Source organism: Streptomyces sp. NPDC096105, assembly GCF_044763335.1.
Taxonomy (GTDB): Bacteria; Actinomycetota; Actinomycetes; order Streptomycetales; family Streptomycetaceae; genus Streptomyces.
This window is the reverse complement of record NZ_JBIWGC010000027.1, coordinates 84,098-101,308: the sequence shown is the minus strand read 5'-3', so window position 1 is coordinate 101,308 and position 17,211 is coordinate 84,098. Positions and strand designations below refer to the sequence as shown.

General features: G+C 74.1%; 10 protein-coding genes. 7 read left to right on the top strand and 3 right to left on the bottom strand.

Features of this window, described 5'->3' with window-relative positions:
* The first annotated feature begins 53 nt into the window (after positions 1-53).
* The 5 genes from ACIQ8B_RS29880 to ACIQ8B_RS29860 all read left to right on the top strand — a co-directional run bounded on the left by ACIQ8B_RS29880 (position 54) and on the right by ACIQ8B_RS29860 (position 9,867).
* Positions 54-5,975 (top strand): amino acid adenylation domain-containing protein, encoded by a 5,922-nt coding sequence (locus ACIQ8B_RS29880; RefSeq protein WP_403551092.1) that lies wholly within the window; start codon positions 54-56, stop codon positions 5,973-5,975.
* 88 nt (positions 5,976-6,063) lie between these two features.
* Positions 6,064-6,279, top strand: a complete 216-nt coding sequence (locus ACIQ8B_RS29875) for an MbtH family protein (RefSeq protein ID WP_403551090.1) — start codon at positions 6,064-6,066, stop codon at positions 6,277-6,279.
* 50 nt (positions 6,280-6,329) lie between these two features.
* Positions 6,330-7,451, top strand: coding sequence for a 4-hydroxyphenylpyruvate dioxygenase (gene hppD, locus ACIQ8B_RS29870; protein ID WP_290003679.1), 1,122 nt, complete (start codon positions 6,330-6,332; stop codon positions 7,449-7,451).
* Positions 7,448-8,560 (top strand): alpha-hydroxy acid oxidase, encoded by a 1,113-nt coding sequence (locus tag ACIQ8B_RS29865; protein WP_403551087.1) that lies wholly within the window; start codon positions 7,448-7,450, stop codon positions 8,558-8,560. The genes hppD and ACIQ8B_RS29865 overlap by 4 nt, the downstream gene beginning before the upstream one ends.
* The gene (locus ACIQ8B_RS29860; RefSeq protein WP_403551086.1) at positions 8,557-9,867 is read left to right on the top strand and encodes a PLP-dependent aminotransferase family protein; all 1,311 of its coding nucleotides are present in this window, start codon (positions 8,557-8,559) and stop codon (positions 9,865-9,867) included. The genes ACIQ8B_RS29865 and ACIQ8B_RS29860 overlap by 4 nt, the downstream gene beginning before the upstream one ends.
* 559 nt (positions 9,868-10,426) lie before the next feature.
* On the opposite strand, the gene ACIQ8B_RS29855 is transcribed toward ACIQ8B_RS29860, so the two are convergent.
* The gene (locus ACIQ8B_RS29855; protein WP_403551084.1) at positions 10,427-11,488 is read right to left on the bottom strand and encodes an MBL fold metallo-hydrolase; all 1,062 of its coding nucleotides are present in this window, start codon (positions 11,486-11,488) and stop codon (positions 10,427-10,429) included.
* 151 nt (positions 11,489-11,639) lie between these two features.
* On the opposite strand from ACIQ8B_RS29855, the gene ACIQ8B_RS29850 reads away from it, so the two are divergent.
* Together ACIQ8B_RS29850 and ACIQ8B_RS29845 are read left to right on the top strand one after the other, a co-directional pair.
* Positions 11,640-12,626 (top strand): LysR family transcriptional regulator, encoded by a 987-nt coding sequence (locus ACIQ8B_RS29850; protein WP_403551097.1) that lies wholly within the window; start codon positions 11,640-11,642, stop codon positions 12,624-12,626.
* The gene (locus tag ACIQ8B_RS29845; RefSeq protein ID WP_403551082.1) at positions 12,623-13,531 is read left to right on the top strand and encodes a serine hydrolase; all 909 of its coding nucleotides are present in this window, start codon (positions 12,623-12,625) and stop codon (positions 13,529-13,531) included. The genes ACIQ8B_RS29850 and ACIQ8B_RS29845 overlap by 4 nt, the downstream gene beginning before the upstream one ends.
* Before the next feature lie 252 nt (positions 13,532-13,783).
* Here the strand turns inward: ACIQ8B_RS29845 and ACIQ8B_RS29840 are convergent, their stop codons facing one another.
* Positions 13,784-14,347: a snapalysin family zinc-dependent metalloprotease gene (locus ACIQ8B_RS29840; protein WP_403551080.1), complete on the bottom strand. Its 564-nt coding sequence runs from the start codon at positions 14,345-14,347 to the stop codon at positions 13,784-13,786.
* A gap of 604 nt (positions 14,348-14,951) precedes the next feature.
* On the bottom strand, positions 14,952-17,105 hold the full coding sequence (locus tag ACIQ8B_RS29835; protein WP_403551078.1) for an MMPL family transporter: 2,154 nt from the start codon (positions 17,103-17,105) through the stop codon (positions 14,952-14,954).
* Between the last annotated feature and the right edge of the window lie 106 nt (positions 17,106-17,211).

Sequence of the window (17,211 nt, the reverse complement as noted above, 5' to 3'; positions counted from 1 at the left end):
TCGTCCTGGTGCACCAGGCACCCTCCGGCGCCAAACACCTCACCGGCTACGTCGTGCCCGAACCAGGCCGCGTCCCCGACACCGGCACACTCCGGACGGCCCTCGCCGAACGACTCCCGGAGTACATGGTCCCCTCCGACATCCTCCTGCTCGACGCGCTGCCGATCACCTCGAACGCCAAGCTCGACCGCGCGGCTCTGCCCGTGCCCGACTTCACCGGCACGGCGGGCGCGGGACGAGCACCCCGCACTCCCGCGGAACGGACCCTGTGCACGCTGTTCGCGGAGGTACTGGGCCTCGGCAGCGTGGGCGTGGACGACGGCTTCTTCGCCCTGGGCGGGGACAGCATCATGTCGATCCAGCTGGTCAGCCGGGCACGGCGGGCCGGTCTGGTGCTCACCTCGCGCGACGTCTTCGAGCACCGGACACCGGCCGCACTCGCGAAGGTCTGCCGCACCGCCGGCGAGGGACCGGCGGACGCCGCCGAGGACGACGGCACGGGTCCGGTGGAGCCGACTCCGGTGATGCGCTGGCTGCGGGACTGGCGGGGCACGGCGGCCGGCTTCCAGCAGTCGGTGCTGCTCCGGGTCCCGCCGGGGCTGGGCGAGGAGCGGCTGACGGCGGCCGTGCAGGCACTGCTCGACCACCACGACGCGCTGCGGCTGCGGGTGTCCGTCGACTGGGCGTCCGAGGTGGGTGAGCGGGGTTCGGTCGATGCGGCCCGGTGCGTGCGCCGTGTTCCCGCGGCCGACGCCGATATCGCCGGGGAGGCGCGGGCGGCGGTGGCGCGGCTGGCGCCGGAGTCGGGCGTGATGGTGCAGGCGGTGTGGTTCGACGCGGGGCCCGAGGACTCCGGCCGGCTGCTGTTGGCCGTGCACCACTTCGCCGTGGACGGCGTGTCGTGGCGCATCCTGGTGCCGGACCTGCGGCAGGCGTGGGAAGCGGTGGCCGCCGGTGAGCCGGTGCGGCTCGACCCGGTGGGCACGTCGTTCCGGCGCTGGGCGGGACTGCTCCGCGAGCAAGCACATGACCCGCAGGTCAGCGCTGAACTCCCGTACTGGCAGGACGTATTGGCGAGCGGCGGGCCGACGCTCGGCAACCGCGGCCTGGACCCCGCGTGCGACACCGCCGGCACGGCACGGCGGCTGACGGTGACGCTGCCCGGTGCGCACACGGGCCCGCTGCTGTCGTCCGTCCCCGCCGCCTTCCACGGCGGCGTCGACGACGTCCTGCTCGGCGCCCTGGCTCTCGCCGTGCGGCAGTGGTGTGCGGCTCGCAGGGCCGACGTCGACGGCGGTGTGCTGATCGACCTGGAGGGCCACGGCCGTGACACCGGCCGGGCGGACGTCGATCTGTCGCGCACGGTGGGCTGGTTCACCCGCGTCCACCCCGTACGGCTCGACGTCACCGGCTCCGGGGACGACCCGGCGGACGCGGTGAAGCGGGTCAAGGAGCAGCTGCGGGCGGTGCCCGGCGACGGCACGGGGTACGGCCTCCTCCGCCACCTCAACGCCGGCACCGCGCCCGCGTTCGCCGGTCTCCCCCGGCCCCAGATCGGCTTCAACTACCTCGGGCGCACCCCGACGACGTCCGCCTCCCCGTCCGCCGCGTCCGACTGGTCGCCGGTCGCACAGCCGGGGGGACCCGACACCGGTCCGGCCACGCCGCTCGCGCACGCCCTGGACGTCAACGCCGTCACGGTCGACGGTCCGGACGGCCCGGTGCTGTCGGCGACGTTCACGTGGGCGGGGAAGCTGCTCGACGAGGCGGAGGTGCGGGACCTGGCCGAGCGGTGGCTGCGGGCCCTCAGGACCCTCGCGGACACGGGCGCGGGGAACGGCGGCCACACGCCGTCCGACTTCCCCCTCGTGCCCCTGACCCAGCACCAGGTGGAGAACCTGGAGGCCGCCCACCCCGGCCTGGAGGACGTCCTCCCGCTCTCCCCGCTCCAGGACGGGTTCCTGTTCCACGCGCTGTACGACGCCCAGGGCACCGACGTCTACACCGCCCAGCTCGTACTGGACCTGGAAGGCCCCCTGGACGCGCCGGTCCTGCGCGAGGCGTGGACGGCGCTGCTGCGCCGGCACGCCAACCTGCGCGCCGGGTTCGTGCACGACGACGCCACCGGCGCCCCCGTCCAGGTCGTCGTGCGCGACCCCGAACTGCCGTGGCGCACCGTGGACCTGACCGGTACACCCGCAGCGGAGCAGGCCGTCCGGCGCGACCGCGTCGCCGAGGAGGAGCGGTCGGCACGGTTCGACCTGTCGCGGCCTCCGCTGCTGCGCGTGGCGCTGGTCGAGCTGGGCGAGGAGCGCCACAGCCTCGTCCTGACGCCGCACCACATCCTGCTCGACGGCTGGTCCATGCCCGTGCTGCTGCGCGAGATGTTCGCGCTGTACGCGTCGCGGGGCTCGGCGGCCGGACTGCCCGCGGTCACCCCGTACGGCGACTACCTCGCCTGGCTCGCCGTCCAGGACCGGGACGGGGCGCGTGCCGTCTGGACCGCCGAGCTGGCCGGACTGGACGAGCCGACGCTGCTCGCCCCCGGGGCGTCGGGCGCGCCCGCGGCCGAACCCGGCCACGTGGCGCTGGACCTGCCCTCCGGCACGGTCGCGGCCCTGCACCGGCTGGCGCGGGAGGCGGGCCTGACGGTCAACACCCTGGTGCAGGGGGCCTGGGCGGTGCTGCTGTCCCGGATGACGGGCCGTGACGACGTCGTCTTCGGCGCCACGGTCGCGGGCCGCCCGCCGGAGGTCGCCGGGGTCGAGTCCATGGTCGGCCTCTTCATCAACACCCTGCCGGTCCGGGTCGCCCTGGACCCGCGGGCGACCGTCCTGGAGACGCTCACCGGACTCCAGAGCAGGCAGTCGTCCCTGACGGCCCACCAGCACCTCGGTCTGAGCGAGGTCACGCGCCTGTCCGGCCACCCCGTCCTCTTCGACACCCTCGTGGTCTTCGAGAACTACCCCGTCGACCGGGAGTCGTTCGCCCCGCGCGCAGGCGCTTCCGGGCCGCGGCTCACCGGGGTGAAGGGCCGGGACGCCACCCACTACCCGCTGAGCCTCATCGTCGCCCAGGGAGCTCACGACGGTGCCCTCACCCTCCGCCTCGGCTACCAGCGGGCCCACTTCGACCACGCGGCCGTGACCGCGTTGGCGGACCGGCTGGGCCTGCTGCTGCGGGAGTTCTCCGCCGGTCCCGGCCGGAGACTGGCGGCCCTCGACGTCCTCCGCGACGAGGAACGCGAACGGGTTCTCACCCGGTGGAACGACACGGCGGTGCCCGTCGCGCCGGCCACCCTCCCCGGGCTGTTCGCCGCCCAGGCCGCCCGCACACCGGACGCGCCGGCCGTCGTCCACGGCACGCGGCGGCTGACCTACGCCGAGCTGGCCGCCCGCGCCTCCGCGCTGGCCGGCCGTCTGCGCCGGGCCGGAGCCGGACCGGAGACCCGTGTCGCGGTCGCCGTGCCCCGCTCCGCCGACCTGGTCGTCGCCCTCCTGGCGGTCCTGGAAACGGGCGCCGCGTACGTGCCCGTCGACCCGGGTCTCCCGGCGGAACGCGTCGCCCTGCTGCTGGAGGACACCGAGCCGGCCGGAATCCTGGTCACCGAGGCGGTGGCGGCACGGTCCGCGCTGCCCGCGGGCGACGCGCCCGTCCTCGTCGTGGACGCCGCCGACGACGAGGCGTGTGCACCCGCCCCCGCATCCGCTCCCGACCCGCGCAACCCCGCCTACGTCATCCACACCTCCGGTTCCACCGGCCGGCCCAAGGGCGTCACCGTCTCGCACGAGGCCGTCGTCAACCGGCTGCTGTGGATGCAGGACGCGTACCGGCTCACCGCCGAGGACCGGGTGCTGCACAAGACGCCGGCCGGCTTCGACGTGTCGGTGTGGGAGCTGTTCTGGCCGCTGATCACCGGCGCGGCCCTGGTCGTCGCCCGGCCCGACGGGCACCGGGACCCGGCCCACCTCGCGGAGCTGATACGCGCGGAAGGGGTGACGACGGCGCACTTCGTGCCGTCGATGCTCGGCGCGTTCCTCGACGAGCCCGCCGCAGCCGGGTGCACCGGACTGCGCCGGGTGGTGTGCAGCGGCGAGGAACTCCCCGCCGACCTCGCGGCCCGCTTCCACACCGTGCTGCCCGAGGTGCGGCTGCACAACCTGTACGGCCCCACGGAGGCGGCCGTGGACGTCACCCACTGGGACTGCGAGCCGGACGCCCCGGGCCCCGTGCCGATCGGCCGGCCGGTCTGGAACACCCGGGTGTACGTCCTGGACGCCGCGCTGCGTCCGGTGCCGCCCGGGGCCACCGGCGAGCTGTACCTCGCCGGGGTGCAGCTGGCGCGCGGCTACCACGGCAGGCCCGCGCTGACCGCCGAACGCTTCGTCGCCGACCCGTTCGACCCGGACGGCGCCGGTGGTGGACGCATGTACCGCACCGGTGACCTGGTCCGCTGGCGCGCCCGGGGGTACCCCGGGCCGGAGGCCGGAGGAGGTGTCCTGGAGTACCTGGGCCGCGCCGACCAGCAGGTCAAGGTGCGCGGGGTGCGGATCGAGCCGGGCGAGGTCGAGGCGGTCCTGCGCGCCCACCCCGGCGTCGCCCGCGCCGCCGTCGTCGTACGGTCCGACGGGCGGGGCGGGGCACGGCTGATCGCCTACGCCGTGCCCGCCGCCGGTCCGGCTCCCGCCTCCGCCTCCGTCGAGCCGGCCCTGCTGCGGGCTCACATCGCGGACCGCCTCCCGGAGTACATGGTGCCCGCGGCCGTCGTCACCCTGCCGGACCTGCCCCTCACCGTGAACGGCAAGCTGGACCGCAAGGCGCTGCCCGAGCCCTCGTTCACCGCGTCCGGCGGCGGGCGCCTGCCGCGCGACGCCGAGGAACGGCTGCTGTGCGAGCTGTTCGCCGAGGTGCTCGGCGTGGAGCGGGTCGGCCCCGGGGACAGCTTCTTCGAGCTGGGCGGGCATTCGCTGCTCGCGGTCCGGCTGCTGGGCCGTATCCGCTCGGCCACCACCGCCGGTGCCTCACCCGCCCTGGGCATCCGCTCGTTGTTCGACGCACCCACCCCCGAGGCGCTGGCCCGTCTGCTGCGTACCGGCGACGGGCGGGGTACCGGGAACGGGGCCGAGGAGTCCGCGCGCGCCCTGGAGGTGCTGCTGCCCCTGCGCACCACGGGCACCCGGCCGCCGCTGTTCTGCGTCCACCCGTGGGCCGGACTGAGCTGGCCGTACGCCGGTCTGCTCCGCACCCTCGGCGACGACCGGCCCCTGTACGGGCTCCAGGCCAGGGGACTGGCCCGCGCGGAGGAACCGCCCGCGTCCATGGGCGAGACGGCCGAGGACTACCTGGCGCGGATCCGCGCGGTCCAGCCCGAAGGCCCGTACCACCTGCTGGGCTGGTCCTTCGGCGGCCTGGTGGCCCACGAGATGGCGGTGCGGCTGCGCGAGGCGGGTGAGGAGGTCGCGCTGCTCGCCCTGCTGGACTCCTACCCGCCGGAGGCGACCCTCGCCGCAGGGTCCGCCGAAGCCGACGGGCCCTCCTCACAGGAGTGGACGGACGGCGACGTCCTCGCCGGGCTGCTGCGCTTCCTCGGCCACGAGGCGCCCGGCCTCGCGGACGGCGGCCCGGTGGACGCGGAGACGGCCCGCGAGGTGCTGCGGCGCGAGGGCGCGCCCCTCAGCGGCATCCCGCCGCACACGCTGCGGGCGTGGCCCGGCATCGCCGCCCGTCACGCCCGTCTGCAGAGGGAGTTCGTTCCCCGGCATTTCGACGGTGATGTCCTGCTGTTCACCGCCGAACCGGATCCTGGGGCGGACGCGCCGGACCCGGCTTCGTGGACGCCGTACGTCGGCGGTCACCTGGACGTACGTCCCGTCGCCTGCGGCCACCACGACATGACGCTCCCCGGCCCCCTCACCGAGATCGGCCGAGCCGTCGCCGGGCGCCTGGAACGCACCGGCCGCCCCCGCACCCCCTGACCCGGACACACCCCGGCCCGACCCGGGTCGAATCGATCCGCCCCGCCACCGATCCCCTGATCCCGAGCACGGAGCACGGAGCACGACCATGACGACCAACCCCTTCGAGAACGACGACGCCCAGTACCTGGTCCTCGTCAACGACGAACTCCAGCACTCCCTGTGGCCGGTCTTCGCCGACGTCCCCGCCGGCTGGACCGTGGCCCTCCCGGCCGCGAGCCGTCAGGAGTGCCTGGACCACGTCGAGAAGAACTGGACGGACATGCGGCCGAAGAGCCTGGCCGACGCCATGGCCGGGCAGTGACCGCCCCTCACCCCGCCCGCCGCCCTTTCCCACTCCGTGAGGAGAACGACATGACGGACCACACCCCCGCCACCGCCCTGCGCGTCAGCCACGTCGAGCTGTACGTCACCGACGCCGAGGCCGCCGCGTCGGCGTTCGTCGACGGCTACGGCTTCCGGGTCTGCGCCACCGCCGAACGCGGTGGCGGCCCCGAGGGCGCCTCCCGCTCCCTCGCGCTCCGCCAGGCCGGCATCGTCCTGGTCGTCACCCAGGCGCTCGACGACACCCACCCGGCCGCCGCCTTCGTGGCGCGGCACGGTGACGGCATAGCCGACATCGCGCTGAGCGCCGCTGACGCCCGCGAGGCCTTCGCCGACGCCGTCTCCCGCTCCGCCGTGCCCCTCGCCGAGCCCGCGGAGCGGGACGGCTGGGTCACCGCCGCCGTCGCCGCCGGCTTCGACGACGTACGCCACACCCTGGTCCAGCGGCCCGCCGGCCACACGGACACGGCCGTCCCGCTGCCCGGCTTCGAGCCGGTGGCCGAGCCCGCCGAGGTGTCCGGGGAGCCGGTGGGGCTCACCGTCCTCGACCACGTCGCCGTCAGCGTCCCCATGGGGCAGCTCGCCGAGAGCACCGGCTACTACGAGCGGGTCTTCGGCTACGCGTCCGTCTACGAGGAACTGATGGTGCAGGGCACCGAGGCCATGGACTCCAAGGCCGTCCGCAGCCCCGCCGGCGACCTCACCTTCACCATCCTCGCGCCGAGCCCGGAGCACGACGCGGGTCACCTCGGCGACTTCCTGGAGCGGCACGGCAGCGGCGGCGTGCACCACCTGGCCTTCGCCACCACCGACATCGTCACCGCCGTCGACCGCATGCTCGAACGCGGCATCGTCTTCCTCGGCACCCCCGACACGTACTACGACCGGCTGGAGCAGCGCCTGAAGCTGAACCGCCACTCGATGGCCGAGCTGCGCAAAGCCCGCATCCTCGCCGACGAGGACCACGGCGGTCAGCTCTTCCAGATCTTCACGCGCACCGTCCACCCCAGGCGCACGGTCTTCTACGAGATCATCGAGCGGGCCGGCGCGGACAGCTTCGGCGGCGGCAACGTCCGCGCGCTGTACGACGCCGTCCAGGCGGAGAAGGCCGAGCACGAGGCCGCCGCGAACGCCGACGGGGAGGCCGCGTGACCGACCCGGCGGTCGCCGGCCTGCTCACCCCCGCCGACGCGGAGGCGCTCGCGGCGGCGGTCCTGCCCGCCGGCGTGGAGCGCTTCGTCGGCGGGGCGGCGGGCGCGGAGCTCACCCTCCGCGCCAACCGCGCCGCGTTCGACCGGCTCCATCTGGTCCCCCGGGTGCTCTCGGACGTCTCGTCCGTGAGCACCGCCCGCGCCCTGCTCGGCACGGACTGCGCCCTCCCGGTGGCCGTGGCCCCGATGGCGTACCAGCGGGCCGTGCACCCGGACGGCGAACTGGCCGCCGCCCGCGCCGCCCACGACGCCGGCGTCCCCTTCACCGCCTGCACGTTCAGCAGCACCAGCGTGGAGGACATCGCCGCCACCGGCGCCGCCACCTGGTTCCAGCTGTACTGGCTGCGCGACCGCGGCCACACCGAGGAGCTGCTGAAGCGCGCCGAGGCGGCCGGCTGCCGTGCGGTGATGCTGACCGTCGACACGCCCCGGATGGGACGCCGCACAGCCGACATGCGCGGCGCCTTCACCCTGCCCGACGGGGTGTCACCCGTGCACTTCGGCCCCCGTCCCGACGGCGTGCCGCGCACCGCGAGCAGCGGCGTCAGCGCGGTCGCCGCACAGACCGCCGACGTCGTCGACCCGTCCCTCACCTGGACCGACCTCGACTGGCTGCGCGCGCACACGCACCTGCCCCTGGTCCTCAAGGGCGTGCTGGACCCGGCCGACGCCGAACGCGCCGCCGCCTGCGGCGTGGACGCGCTGGTGGTGTCCAACCACGGCGGCCGCCAGCTCGACGGCGCGCTTCCCGCCCTGGACGCCCTGCCCGCCGTGGCCCGGGCCGTCGCGGGACGGTGCGAGGTGCTCCTCGACAGCGGCATCCGCAGCGGCACGGACGTCCTGAAGGCTCTCGCTCTCGGCGCGGACGGCGTACTGCTGGGCCGCCCCGTGCTGTGGGGCCTCGCGGCCGGAGGACGACAGGGCGTACACAGGGTGCTCCAACTCGTCCGCGAGGAGCTGGAACTGGCCCTCGCGCTGGCCGGCTGCCCGGACCTCGCCGCCGCGGCCCGGCTGCGCACCGTCGTGGGTCCGGCAGGTGGGGCGGGATGACCACCACCACGGAAAGCCTCGACCCGGCCGCCCTCCACCCCTCGGTGGGCGACCCGCTGCTGTCCTCGATGAACTTCCTCAACGAGGTCGCGGGCCGCTACCCGGACGCGCTCTCCCTCGCCGCGGGCACCCCGTACGAGGGCTTCTACGACGTCGAGGACATCCACCGCGCGCTGCGGGTCTTCACCGACCACCTGCGCACGGAACGGGGCTTCGGCGAGCAGCGGGTCCGGCGCACCCTGCTTCAGTACGGACGCACCAAGGGCATCATCCACGAGCTGATCGCCCGCCAGCTGGCCGAGGACGAGGGCATCCACGTCGATCCGGAGGCCGTCGTCGTCACCACGGGCTGCCAGGAGGCGCTCTTCCTCACCCTTCGGCTGCTGCGCCGCGACGACCGCGACGTGCTGCTGGCCGTCACCCCCGCCTACGTCGGCGTCACCGGGGCGGCACGGCTCCTGGACCTGCCGGTGCGCCCGGTCGCCGAGGGCCCGGACGGCGTCGACCTGGACGACCTGCGACGGCGGCTCCACGGGGCCCGCGCCGCCGGGCTGCGCCCGCGCGCCCTGTACGTCGTCCCCGACCACGCGAACCCCTCCGGCATCCGGATGCCGGAACCGGTCCGCCGTGACCTCCTCGACCTCGCGGAGCGGGAGGACATCCTCCTCCTGGAGGACAACCCGTACGGCCTCTTCCCGCGCCGGGGGGTGCGACTGCCGACCCTCAAGGCCCTGGACACCGGGCGCCGGGTCGTCCATCTCGGTTCGCTGGCGAAGACGGTGTTCCCGGGCGTGCGGATCGGTTACGCGGTGGCCGACCAGCCCGTCGGGGACGGGCCCTACCTGGCCGACCTGCTCGCCAGGGCCAAGAGCATGGTCACCGTCAACACCTCACCCCTCGCCCAGGCCGTGGCCGGGGGCAGGCTGCTGGAGCACGGGTGCAGCCTGGTCCGCGCCAACGAGCGGGAGAGCGAGGTGTACCGGGAGGGCCTCGACCGGATCGTCGACGGACTCGCCCGCCGTTTCCCCGACCCGTCGGTGTCCGGGGTGAGCTGGAACAGTCCCGAGGGCGGCTTCTTCGTCGTCGTCCAGGTGCCGTTCGACGTCACCGACGCGGTACTGGAGCGCTCGGCGCGCGACCACCGGGTGCTGTGGACGCCACTGCACCACTTCTACGACGCCGCGGCAGCGGACACCGGAACCGGTGTCGGACCGCTGCGCTGTCTGCGCCTGTCGTGCAGCGCGCTCGGTCCCGAGGACATCGAGGAGGCGCTCGACCGCTTCGCCGCCTTCGTACGTTCCCGCTGACGCGCCCGCGCCGCCAGGGGCGGCACCACTGACGCCTGCCGCTCCTGGCGCGCTGTGCACGGGTGACGCGACGACGGGCCGCCGACGGCTCCGCACGCGGGTCGTCAGCACCCGGTTCGACCGCCTGCGGGCCGTCGGTGCGGTCGGGCTGAGGGACGGCCGTCGCCGGAGGTGCGGCGGCAGGGAAAGGGTCTGTCGGACGAGCGGCGCAACTGGGACAGCCGGGGTTACCGACGGGCCGCCGGCGGGCGGCCGCCGAAGGTGATGTCGAAGGCGTTCAGGGCGGTCTTCCAGCGCATGGTCCAGCGGGCCCGGCCCTTGCCCGCGGGGGCGGACCGGTACCTCACGAAGGTGTGAACGCGGCACCCGATGGCGCAAGCCAGGCTGCTTCCGCCAGGCCCTGCCCGCGCTGGTGCGCCTGCGCAAGAACGAGACGCTGCCCGAGCCCGCGGCGGGATGCGGGACCTCCATCGCAATCGCCTGGCGGTACGTGGACGAGGTCCTTGAGGTCCTGGCCTCTTGGGCGCCCTGCCTGACGGACACCCGTGTGGCTGGAACCTCAGAGGTCGAACGGTTCCAGGTGGCGGGGATCCACGACGCGACCGCCGGCCCCGACCACCTGCTGCAGCTGGTCGACCACGCCGCGGTTCACCGTGTCGTGCAAGGCGGGGTCGTCGAGCGGCGTGACCAGGTCGTCGTGGTGGCTCGGTACGACGACGCGGGGGCGGCCCAGGGTGCTGACCGCGCGCTCGAAGTAGTCGTGCACGGCGGCGTGTCCACTGGCACCCAGCACCAAGACGTCCGGCGTGGCGCCGGAGACTTCACGGGCAGCGAAGTTAGCAGTACCGCTCAGGAACATCACACTCAGCCGGTCGCCCACCGTCACCTGGTAGCCCAGCGTGCCGCCCTCCACCAGATCGCTCAGCGTCCGGGGCCGGGAAGGGGGCGCGGTCAGGGTGCCGTACGGGTCGAAGCCATAGCCTCCGAGCTGGCTGTGCAGACTGCGCACCACCTCGATGGTGTAGTCCGGGCGGGACCGCTTGCCGGACGGCTGGAGGGGGTGGCGCAACACCTCGCCCCCTGAGACGACCACCGGACGGTGCTTGCGTCCCTTGCCAGGAACGCCCATCGCGGTGAGCAGGTGCAGATGCGTCTCGGTGCCCAGGACGTTGATCTCCTTGTCCCGCCAGGCCGGATGGTCCAGGAGGTACGGCACGTCGGCCAGGTGGTCCCAGTGACCGTGGGTCAGCAGGATGAACTCGGGTGTCCCGATGAGGTGGTCGCCCAGCACCCAGTCGATGATCCGGTGGTTCACCTCGAGCTCCCGCGTCATGTCCCCTTTGCCGTCCGCGCCCGTGTAAGGCTGCCGGGTGAGATACGGGTCGATCAGCAACCGGTGCCCGTCGAAGCTCAGCTCCCAGCCCGCGACACCGAGCCAGCGCAGCCGGACACCGCTGCGCCCCCGGTCGGCATCGTCTCGCGCGGAACGGCCGCGGGGCGCTGCGGCTGCGGTGGTCGTGAACCCTCCAGTGGCGCCTACGGCTCCGGCGGCCACGCTCGTCCGCAGCACACTGCGACGGCTCGGACGGCGTGGGGCGGCTGCGGGCTGCGGAGAGGACATGGCGGTACTCCTTCGCTCGTGGGACTTCAACTGCTGCTCGTGACCCGGGCCCGGGGAAGTGGAGTCAAACCTCGGCAACCACCCTGTGTCGAATACACTCTCGGCCGCGTGCCGATTCGTTCGGCGTATCGCCGCAGACCACGGGGGGCGCATGCTGACGGAGCGGCACCTGGAAATCTTCGTCGCCATCGCGGAGGAGGGGCATTTCGGCGACGCCGCACAGCGCGTGGGCATCACCCAGCCGCCCCTCTCGCAGGGGCTGCGACGGCTGGAGGCGCTGCTCGGGGTGCGGTTGTTCGACCGGGAGCGCGGGGTCTCCCTCACCGAGGAGGGCGCACTGCTGCTCCCCCACGCTCGCCGGGCCCTCATCGCAATGGCCGAACTGCGGGAGACAGGTGCACGGGAGGAGGCGGACGGTCAGCGTCTCCGGCTCGGCCTGCCGCCCGAACTGCCGCCCCGGCTCGGCGCGTCCGTCGCCGCCGCACCCGTGCGCGCCGGGGTCCGGGGCCGGGTCTCGGTGGTGACGGCACCGACGGCCACGCTACTGACGGACGTCTCCGCTGGACGACTCGACCTGGCCGTCATCCGCCACCCCGCTGTACTCCATGGTCTGGCCGCGGGCCCGGTGGCGCTGCTGCCGACGTGGCTGCTGACGCCGGACGACACGGGTGACGCCCCGACCGGGCGGTCCTCACGGGGCGGAGCCGCTGCCGGCGGGGCCTCACCGCCTGATCCGCACGATGCCACGAGCGAGCCGGACCGGCGTGCGGGTGGCGCGCGGGCGGGGCGGCTCTTGCCGCACGCAGTCCGGCCGCGCGCGGAAGCGCCCGCGGCGCACGACCTGTTCCTGGACACGCTCGCGGGTCGGGGGCGGCGGGTGGAGACGGTGGTGGTCTCGGATGAACGCGCCGGGCTGGCTCTCGTTGCCGCTGGCCAGGCCGTGCTCGTCACGGCCGACGAGACGCTCACAGCCGACGGCGTCGCCCGGCGGCCGACCACCGACCCGGCGCTTCCGCTGCGCCTGCGGGTGGTGTGGGACGCCCGGCGGCTCGCCGCCGCGCACGCGGACGAAGCGGCCGAAGCATTGGTCGGCGTGCTGGCATCGGCGCACCAGCCGGGCAGGGAGAAGGCCCGGTGAGCGCGGCGGTTCCCGACAGGGGCATCGAGCGGACCCTGCGTGAGATGTTCGACGACGCAGGGGTGCGCGGCTGGCTCCATGTGGCCGAACTGCACCGGCCCACGGCCGCGGTGACGATCGACGCGGACGAGGCCGTGCTGATGGGCTCGGTCTACAAGATGCCGCTCGCAGTGGCCTACTGCCGCCAGGTGGACGCCGGCGTGCTCGACCCCCGGCAACGGGTCGTCCTGTCGCCCCAGGACCGGCTGCCTGGACCCACCGGCATCTCACAACTCAGCGACGAGGTCTCGATGTCCCTGCGCGACCTGGTCGTCATGATGATGAGCATCTCCGACAACGCGGCAGCCGACGCGGTGCTCCACCACGTGGGCGCGGCGGCATTCGACGATGCCTGCCAGGCCCTCGGTCTCTTCCGCACCCAGCTCAGCGACGGTGCCGCGGGCACCCTGGCCCGGCTACTGGCGGCGACAGGCGCTGAATCCTTGGACACGGCGATGGCGCGGATCGCCGACAACGACCGGGCGGTGCCGCCCAGCGTTTACGACCCCGCATGGGCGACCTCCACCACCCCCACGGAGATAGCTCGCCTGCTGCACGCCATCTGGACGAACGAGGCCGCCTCCCCCGCCAACTGTGCCTTCATCCGCCGGACGATGGGACTCCAGCCCTGGCAGCACAGGCTTTCGGCGGGCTTCCCCTACGACGATGTGTCGGTATCCGGGAAGACCGGGACGTTCGGCGTCATGCGGCACGAGGCCGGGGTCGTCGAACTGGCCGACGGCCGCACGTATACGGCCGTCGTCTTCACCCAGGCCGCCCGGGCCGACCGCCGGCTGCCCCGCGCTGATGCGGTCATCGGCGCCACGGCACGCGCGGCCGTCGAACATCTGAGAGGCAGGGAGTGACAAAGCCAGGGCGTTGTCGTACGAGTCGCCGACCGAGCCCGTGGACGCCTGGATCCCGGCTCCGACCAGGCGTGTCGTGAACTTCACTGACGTGTGTCGACAACGGAGGCGCTATGAGGTCACGGACGCCCGTCCGGTTGTGTGCGGTGAACCTCCCCGGACGGGCCGACGAATCCCCTTGAGGACAGCCAGTCGGCGTCGGTCGGTCCATGAGCCGGACCCACCCGGAGAAGCCACCACACATCCTCACTGTCAGTCCACGGTCACCACATTGCGCGGAACCTCCGCCAGGCCGGCGGACAGGGTGCCGAACTTGCTCTCGACCGCTGCCTTCTCGGCCGCATTCGGGTACGGGTTCTTGCACGAAACGCCGGCGCTGCTTCCCGACATCAGGCTCGTGCAGGGACCGGGTTTACGGTCCGGCAGGCCCAGGATGTGGCCGAGTTCGTGCGACGAGATGCGGACCGTGTCGTACCCCTGGTCGACCGCCTGCCGTCCGATGTACACGGTTCCGTTGCCGAGCGAGGTGGTCAGGGCCCGGGGCCAGCCGTTGTCGGCCAGGATCCGGATGTTGGCGCGTTGCCCGGCGGCGGCCGGACGCAGTTCGACTCCCTCCACGCTGGCGTTCCAGATCGCCGCGCCCTGGTCGACGGCGGCCCTGAACTCCGCCGAGGCACTGGCGTCGTAGGTCAGGACGCGAGCCGCCTGGGCCTGGTCGGCGGGGCCTGTCGATGCCGCGTAGGCCTGACCGCCGGCCAGGGTGCAGGCCACCGTGAGGGCGGCGCTGAGGACATGGGCGAGCGGGCGTGAGTGCATGGTCGACCTCCTGCGAGACGAGTGGCGTGCTCATGTCACATACTCCGCTGGGCTGTCTGCCCGTGTCCGGCAGGCCTCAATCCGTCAATCGGCGCCGTCCGGTCGGCCGCTCCTCGGCACCGTGAACGCTCCGCAGGGGACCGCGGGGCATTCATGGTGCGGGGGGTGCGGGCCGGTGCCCCGGCTGTCAGGATCCGCCGAGGCCGGGCTTCAGAGCCGGCAAGGCGGTGAGGAGCGCCGGACGGCTCAGTCCCCGCGGCCCGCGTCCGGTTCCTCACGCAGGGCGTCGATCGCGGCGGACGCCCGCGGGCCCGGTCGAAGCCGGAGCCGGCGGCCAGGCCCGTTCCGCCGGGTGTGCGGACCTGCCACGTCGTGCACCTCGTCGGCACCCCCGACGACCCGTGGCTGCCCGCGGTGGCCTCGGTGCTGCCGTGGTGCCTCCGGACCTCGTACCGGAGCCGGTGCCCCTCGGCCCTTGGAGAGTCACCTTGCCCGTCCGGCCCGCAGCGGCGACCGGTACGGCCGGCTTGTCCGGCGCTACGACCGCACGGCCCTCGCGCGTGCTGCTTCGGTGCGGCTCCGGGCCGCCCCGGACCGGTAGGGGTCACACCCGGGGGCGGTCGGCCGCGGGGGCGGCGTCCGCCTGAGCGGGAAGCCGCACCTCGGCGTCCCGGACGGGCAGCAGGCGTCCGAGCCGGCCCGGCAGCCACCAGTTGGCGCGCCCCATGAGCCGCATCAGGGCGGGCGCCAGCACCATGCGGACGACGGTGGCGTCGAGCACGACGGCGACCATCACCACGAAGCCGATCTGACGCAGATCCTGGCGGTGGGTGCCGAGGAGACCGGTGAGGCTCACCACGAGCACGCCCGCGGCCAGGCTGATGGGCAACGCGGTGCGGCGCAGGCCGTGCAGGACGGCCGCGGCGTTGTCACCGTGGGCCCGGTAGTGCTCGGCGATGCGGTGGACGAGGAAGACCTCGTAGTCCATGGACAGGCCGAACACCAGGGTGAGCGCGATCAGCGGGAGCAGCGGGTTGACCGCGGGGTGGCCGAGTACGGGAGCGGCCAGGGCGAGCATCCCGAAGGCGGCGGCGACGCAGAGCAGGTTCATGGCGATCGCCTTGAGCGGCACGACGATCGACCGGAAGACCAGGAAGGTCAGCACGAAGGTGCCGCAGCAGATCACCGTCAGCACCAGCCCCACCTGGTCGTTGACCTCGGCCGTCAGGTCGTGGACGGTCGCGGCCGGGCCGGCGATCCGCACGGGCTGCCCGGCGGGCAGCAGGCGTGGCACCAGGTCCTCGCGCAAGTGCTGTTGGAGGTCCGCCGCCGCGGCGGTGTCCGGGGCCTGGCTCTCGCCGATCAGCAGCAGGGTCAGGTCGCGTCCGTTGTCGAGCGCGGTGGTGATGAACACCCGCGGGTCCTCGCGGAGTTCGGTGGTCAGGGGCTGGGTGTCGACCGGGCCGGCGCCCGGCGGGTGGGGCAGGGCGACCAGCGTGAGGCTCGCGATCCGGTCGTCCTCCATCCGGGCCAGTCCGTCGCCGAGCGTGGTGCCGGACAGGACCGCCCGGTCGAAGTGCAGCGCCGTGCGCAGCCCGAGCACCGGGGCCGTGGCCAGCAGCAGGAGCAGCACCGCGGCCGTGGCGTAGCGTCCCGGGTACCGCAGCAGGTGACCGGTCCAGCGCTCCCAAGCGGTGGGACCGGACTTCGGGCGGCGCCGTCCCGGCCGTGTCCAGGGCATCGGGCACCAGTTCAGGAGCCGGTCGCAGGAGGCGAGCAGCGCCGGCATCAGGGTGAGCGCGGCGAGGGTCGCGGTCGACGCGGCCAGCACCGCGGCCAGCGCCAGGGCGCGCATGTAGGCGATGTCCGTCAGCAGCAGGCCGAGGGCGGTCGCGACGACGGCCGTGCCCGCCAGGGCGACCGTGGCACCGGCGGTGACGGTGGCCTGCTCGGCGGCCCGGTCCGGGAGCATGCCTGCGGCCCGACGCCGACGGTGACGCAGCGTCAGCAGCAGCGCGTAGTCCAGGCCGACCCCGAGCCCGACGGTGGCGACCACGGCCACCGCGGTCGCGTCCACGCCGTGGGACAGCCCGGTCAGCGTCAGGACGCCGAGACTGAGCACGATCGCGGTGCCGGCGAGCAGCAGGACCAGCGCGGCGGCCCCCAGGGAGCCGAGCCCCAGGGTCAGCAGCAGGGCCGCCGCGGGCACGGCGTACAGCTCGGCGGACCGCAGGTCCTCGGTGGTGGCGCGGGCCAGCTCGGACAGGACCGGGTCCAGGCCGACCAGGGCGACGGACACCGCGCCGTCCGAGCGGTCCCGGGCGGTCTCCTCGGCCCGTGCGTCCAGCTCCGGCAGCGCCCGGCGGGCGGTGTCCGTCGCACCGGTCACGCCGAGCATCACGTACGCGTGGCGGGCGTGCTGGTCCTCGGTGCGGGGGACCGGCAGGGCGGCCCCCACCCGCGGGTGCTCCGACATCGCGGAGGTGACGGCCCGAATGGTGCGGCGGTACGCCGGGTCGTCGGCCGGCAGGGTGCGGGAGGTGAACGCCAGTATCACCTGCCGTGTGCCGATGTCCGGGAACCGCTCGGCGATCAGCCTGGACGCGGCGGCCGAGGCGGACCGGTCGACCGTGATGTCCGGTGGCTGCAGCATCCGGGGCAGGGAGGGGAGTACGGCCAGACTGGCGACGACCAGCATCAGCCATACGGTCATCACGGCGTATCGGTACCGCACCACCAGGGGTCCGATTCGGCGCACCCGCGCCTCCCTTCCGCGTAGTTGTCGGGGGCCTTTGACTACCACAGGCGAACGGGGACGTTCCGGGCGCTCGGACCGTCCCGCCCGCGGCGGGAGCCGCGATCGG

Bases quoted from the DNA above. Each gene is read 5' to 3' on its own strand.
- hppD (WP_290003679.1), top strand. From the start codon at position 6,330: ATGACGGACCACACCCCCGCCACCGCCCTGCGCGTCAGCCACGTCGAG.
- ACIQ8B_RS29855 (WP_403551084.1), bottom strand. From the start codon at position 11,488: ATGTCCTCTCCGCAGCCCGCAGCCGCCCCACGCCGTCCGAGCCGTCGC.
- ACIQ8B_RS29860 (WP_403551086.1), top strand. From the start codon at position 8,557: ATGACCACCACCACGGAAAGCCTCGACCCGGCCGCCCTCCACCCCTCG.
- ACIQ8B_RS29875 (WP_403551090.1), top strand. From the start codon at position 6,064: ATGACGACCAACCCCTTCGAGAACGACGACGCCCAGTACCTGGTCCTC.
- ACIQ8B_RS29840 (WP_403551080.1), bottom strand. From the start codon at position 14,347: ATGCACTCACGCCCGCTCGCCCATGTCCTCAGCGCCGCCCTCACGGTG.
- ACIQ8B_RS29850 (WP_403551097.1), top strand. From the start codon at position 11,640: ATGCTGACGGAGCGGCACCTGGAAATCTTCGTCGCCATCGCGGAGGAG.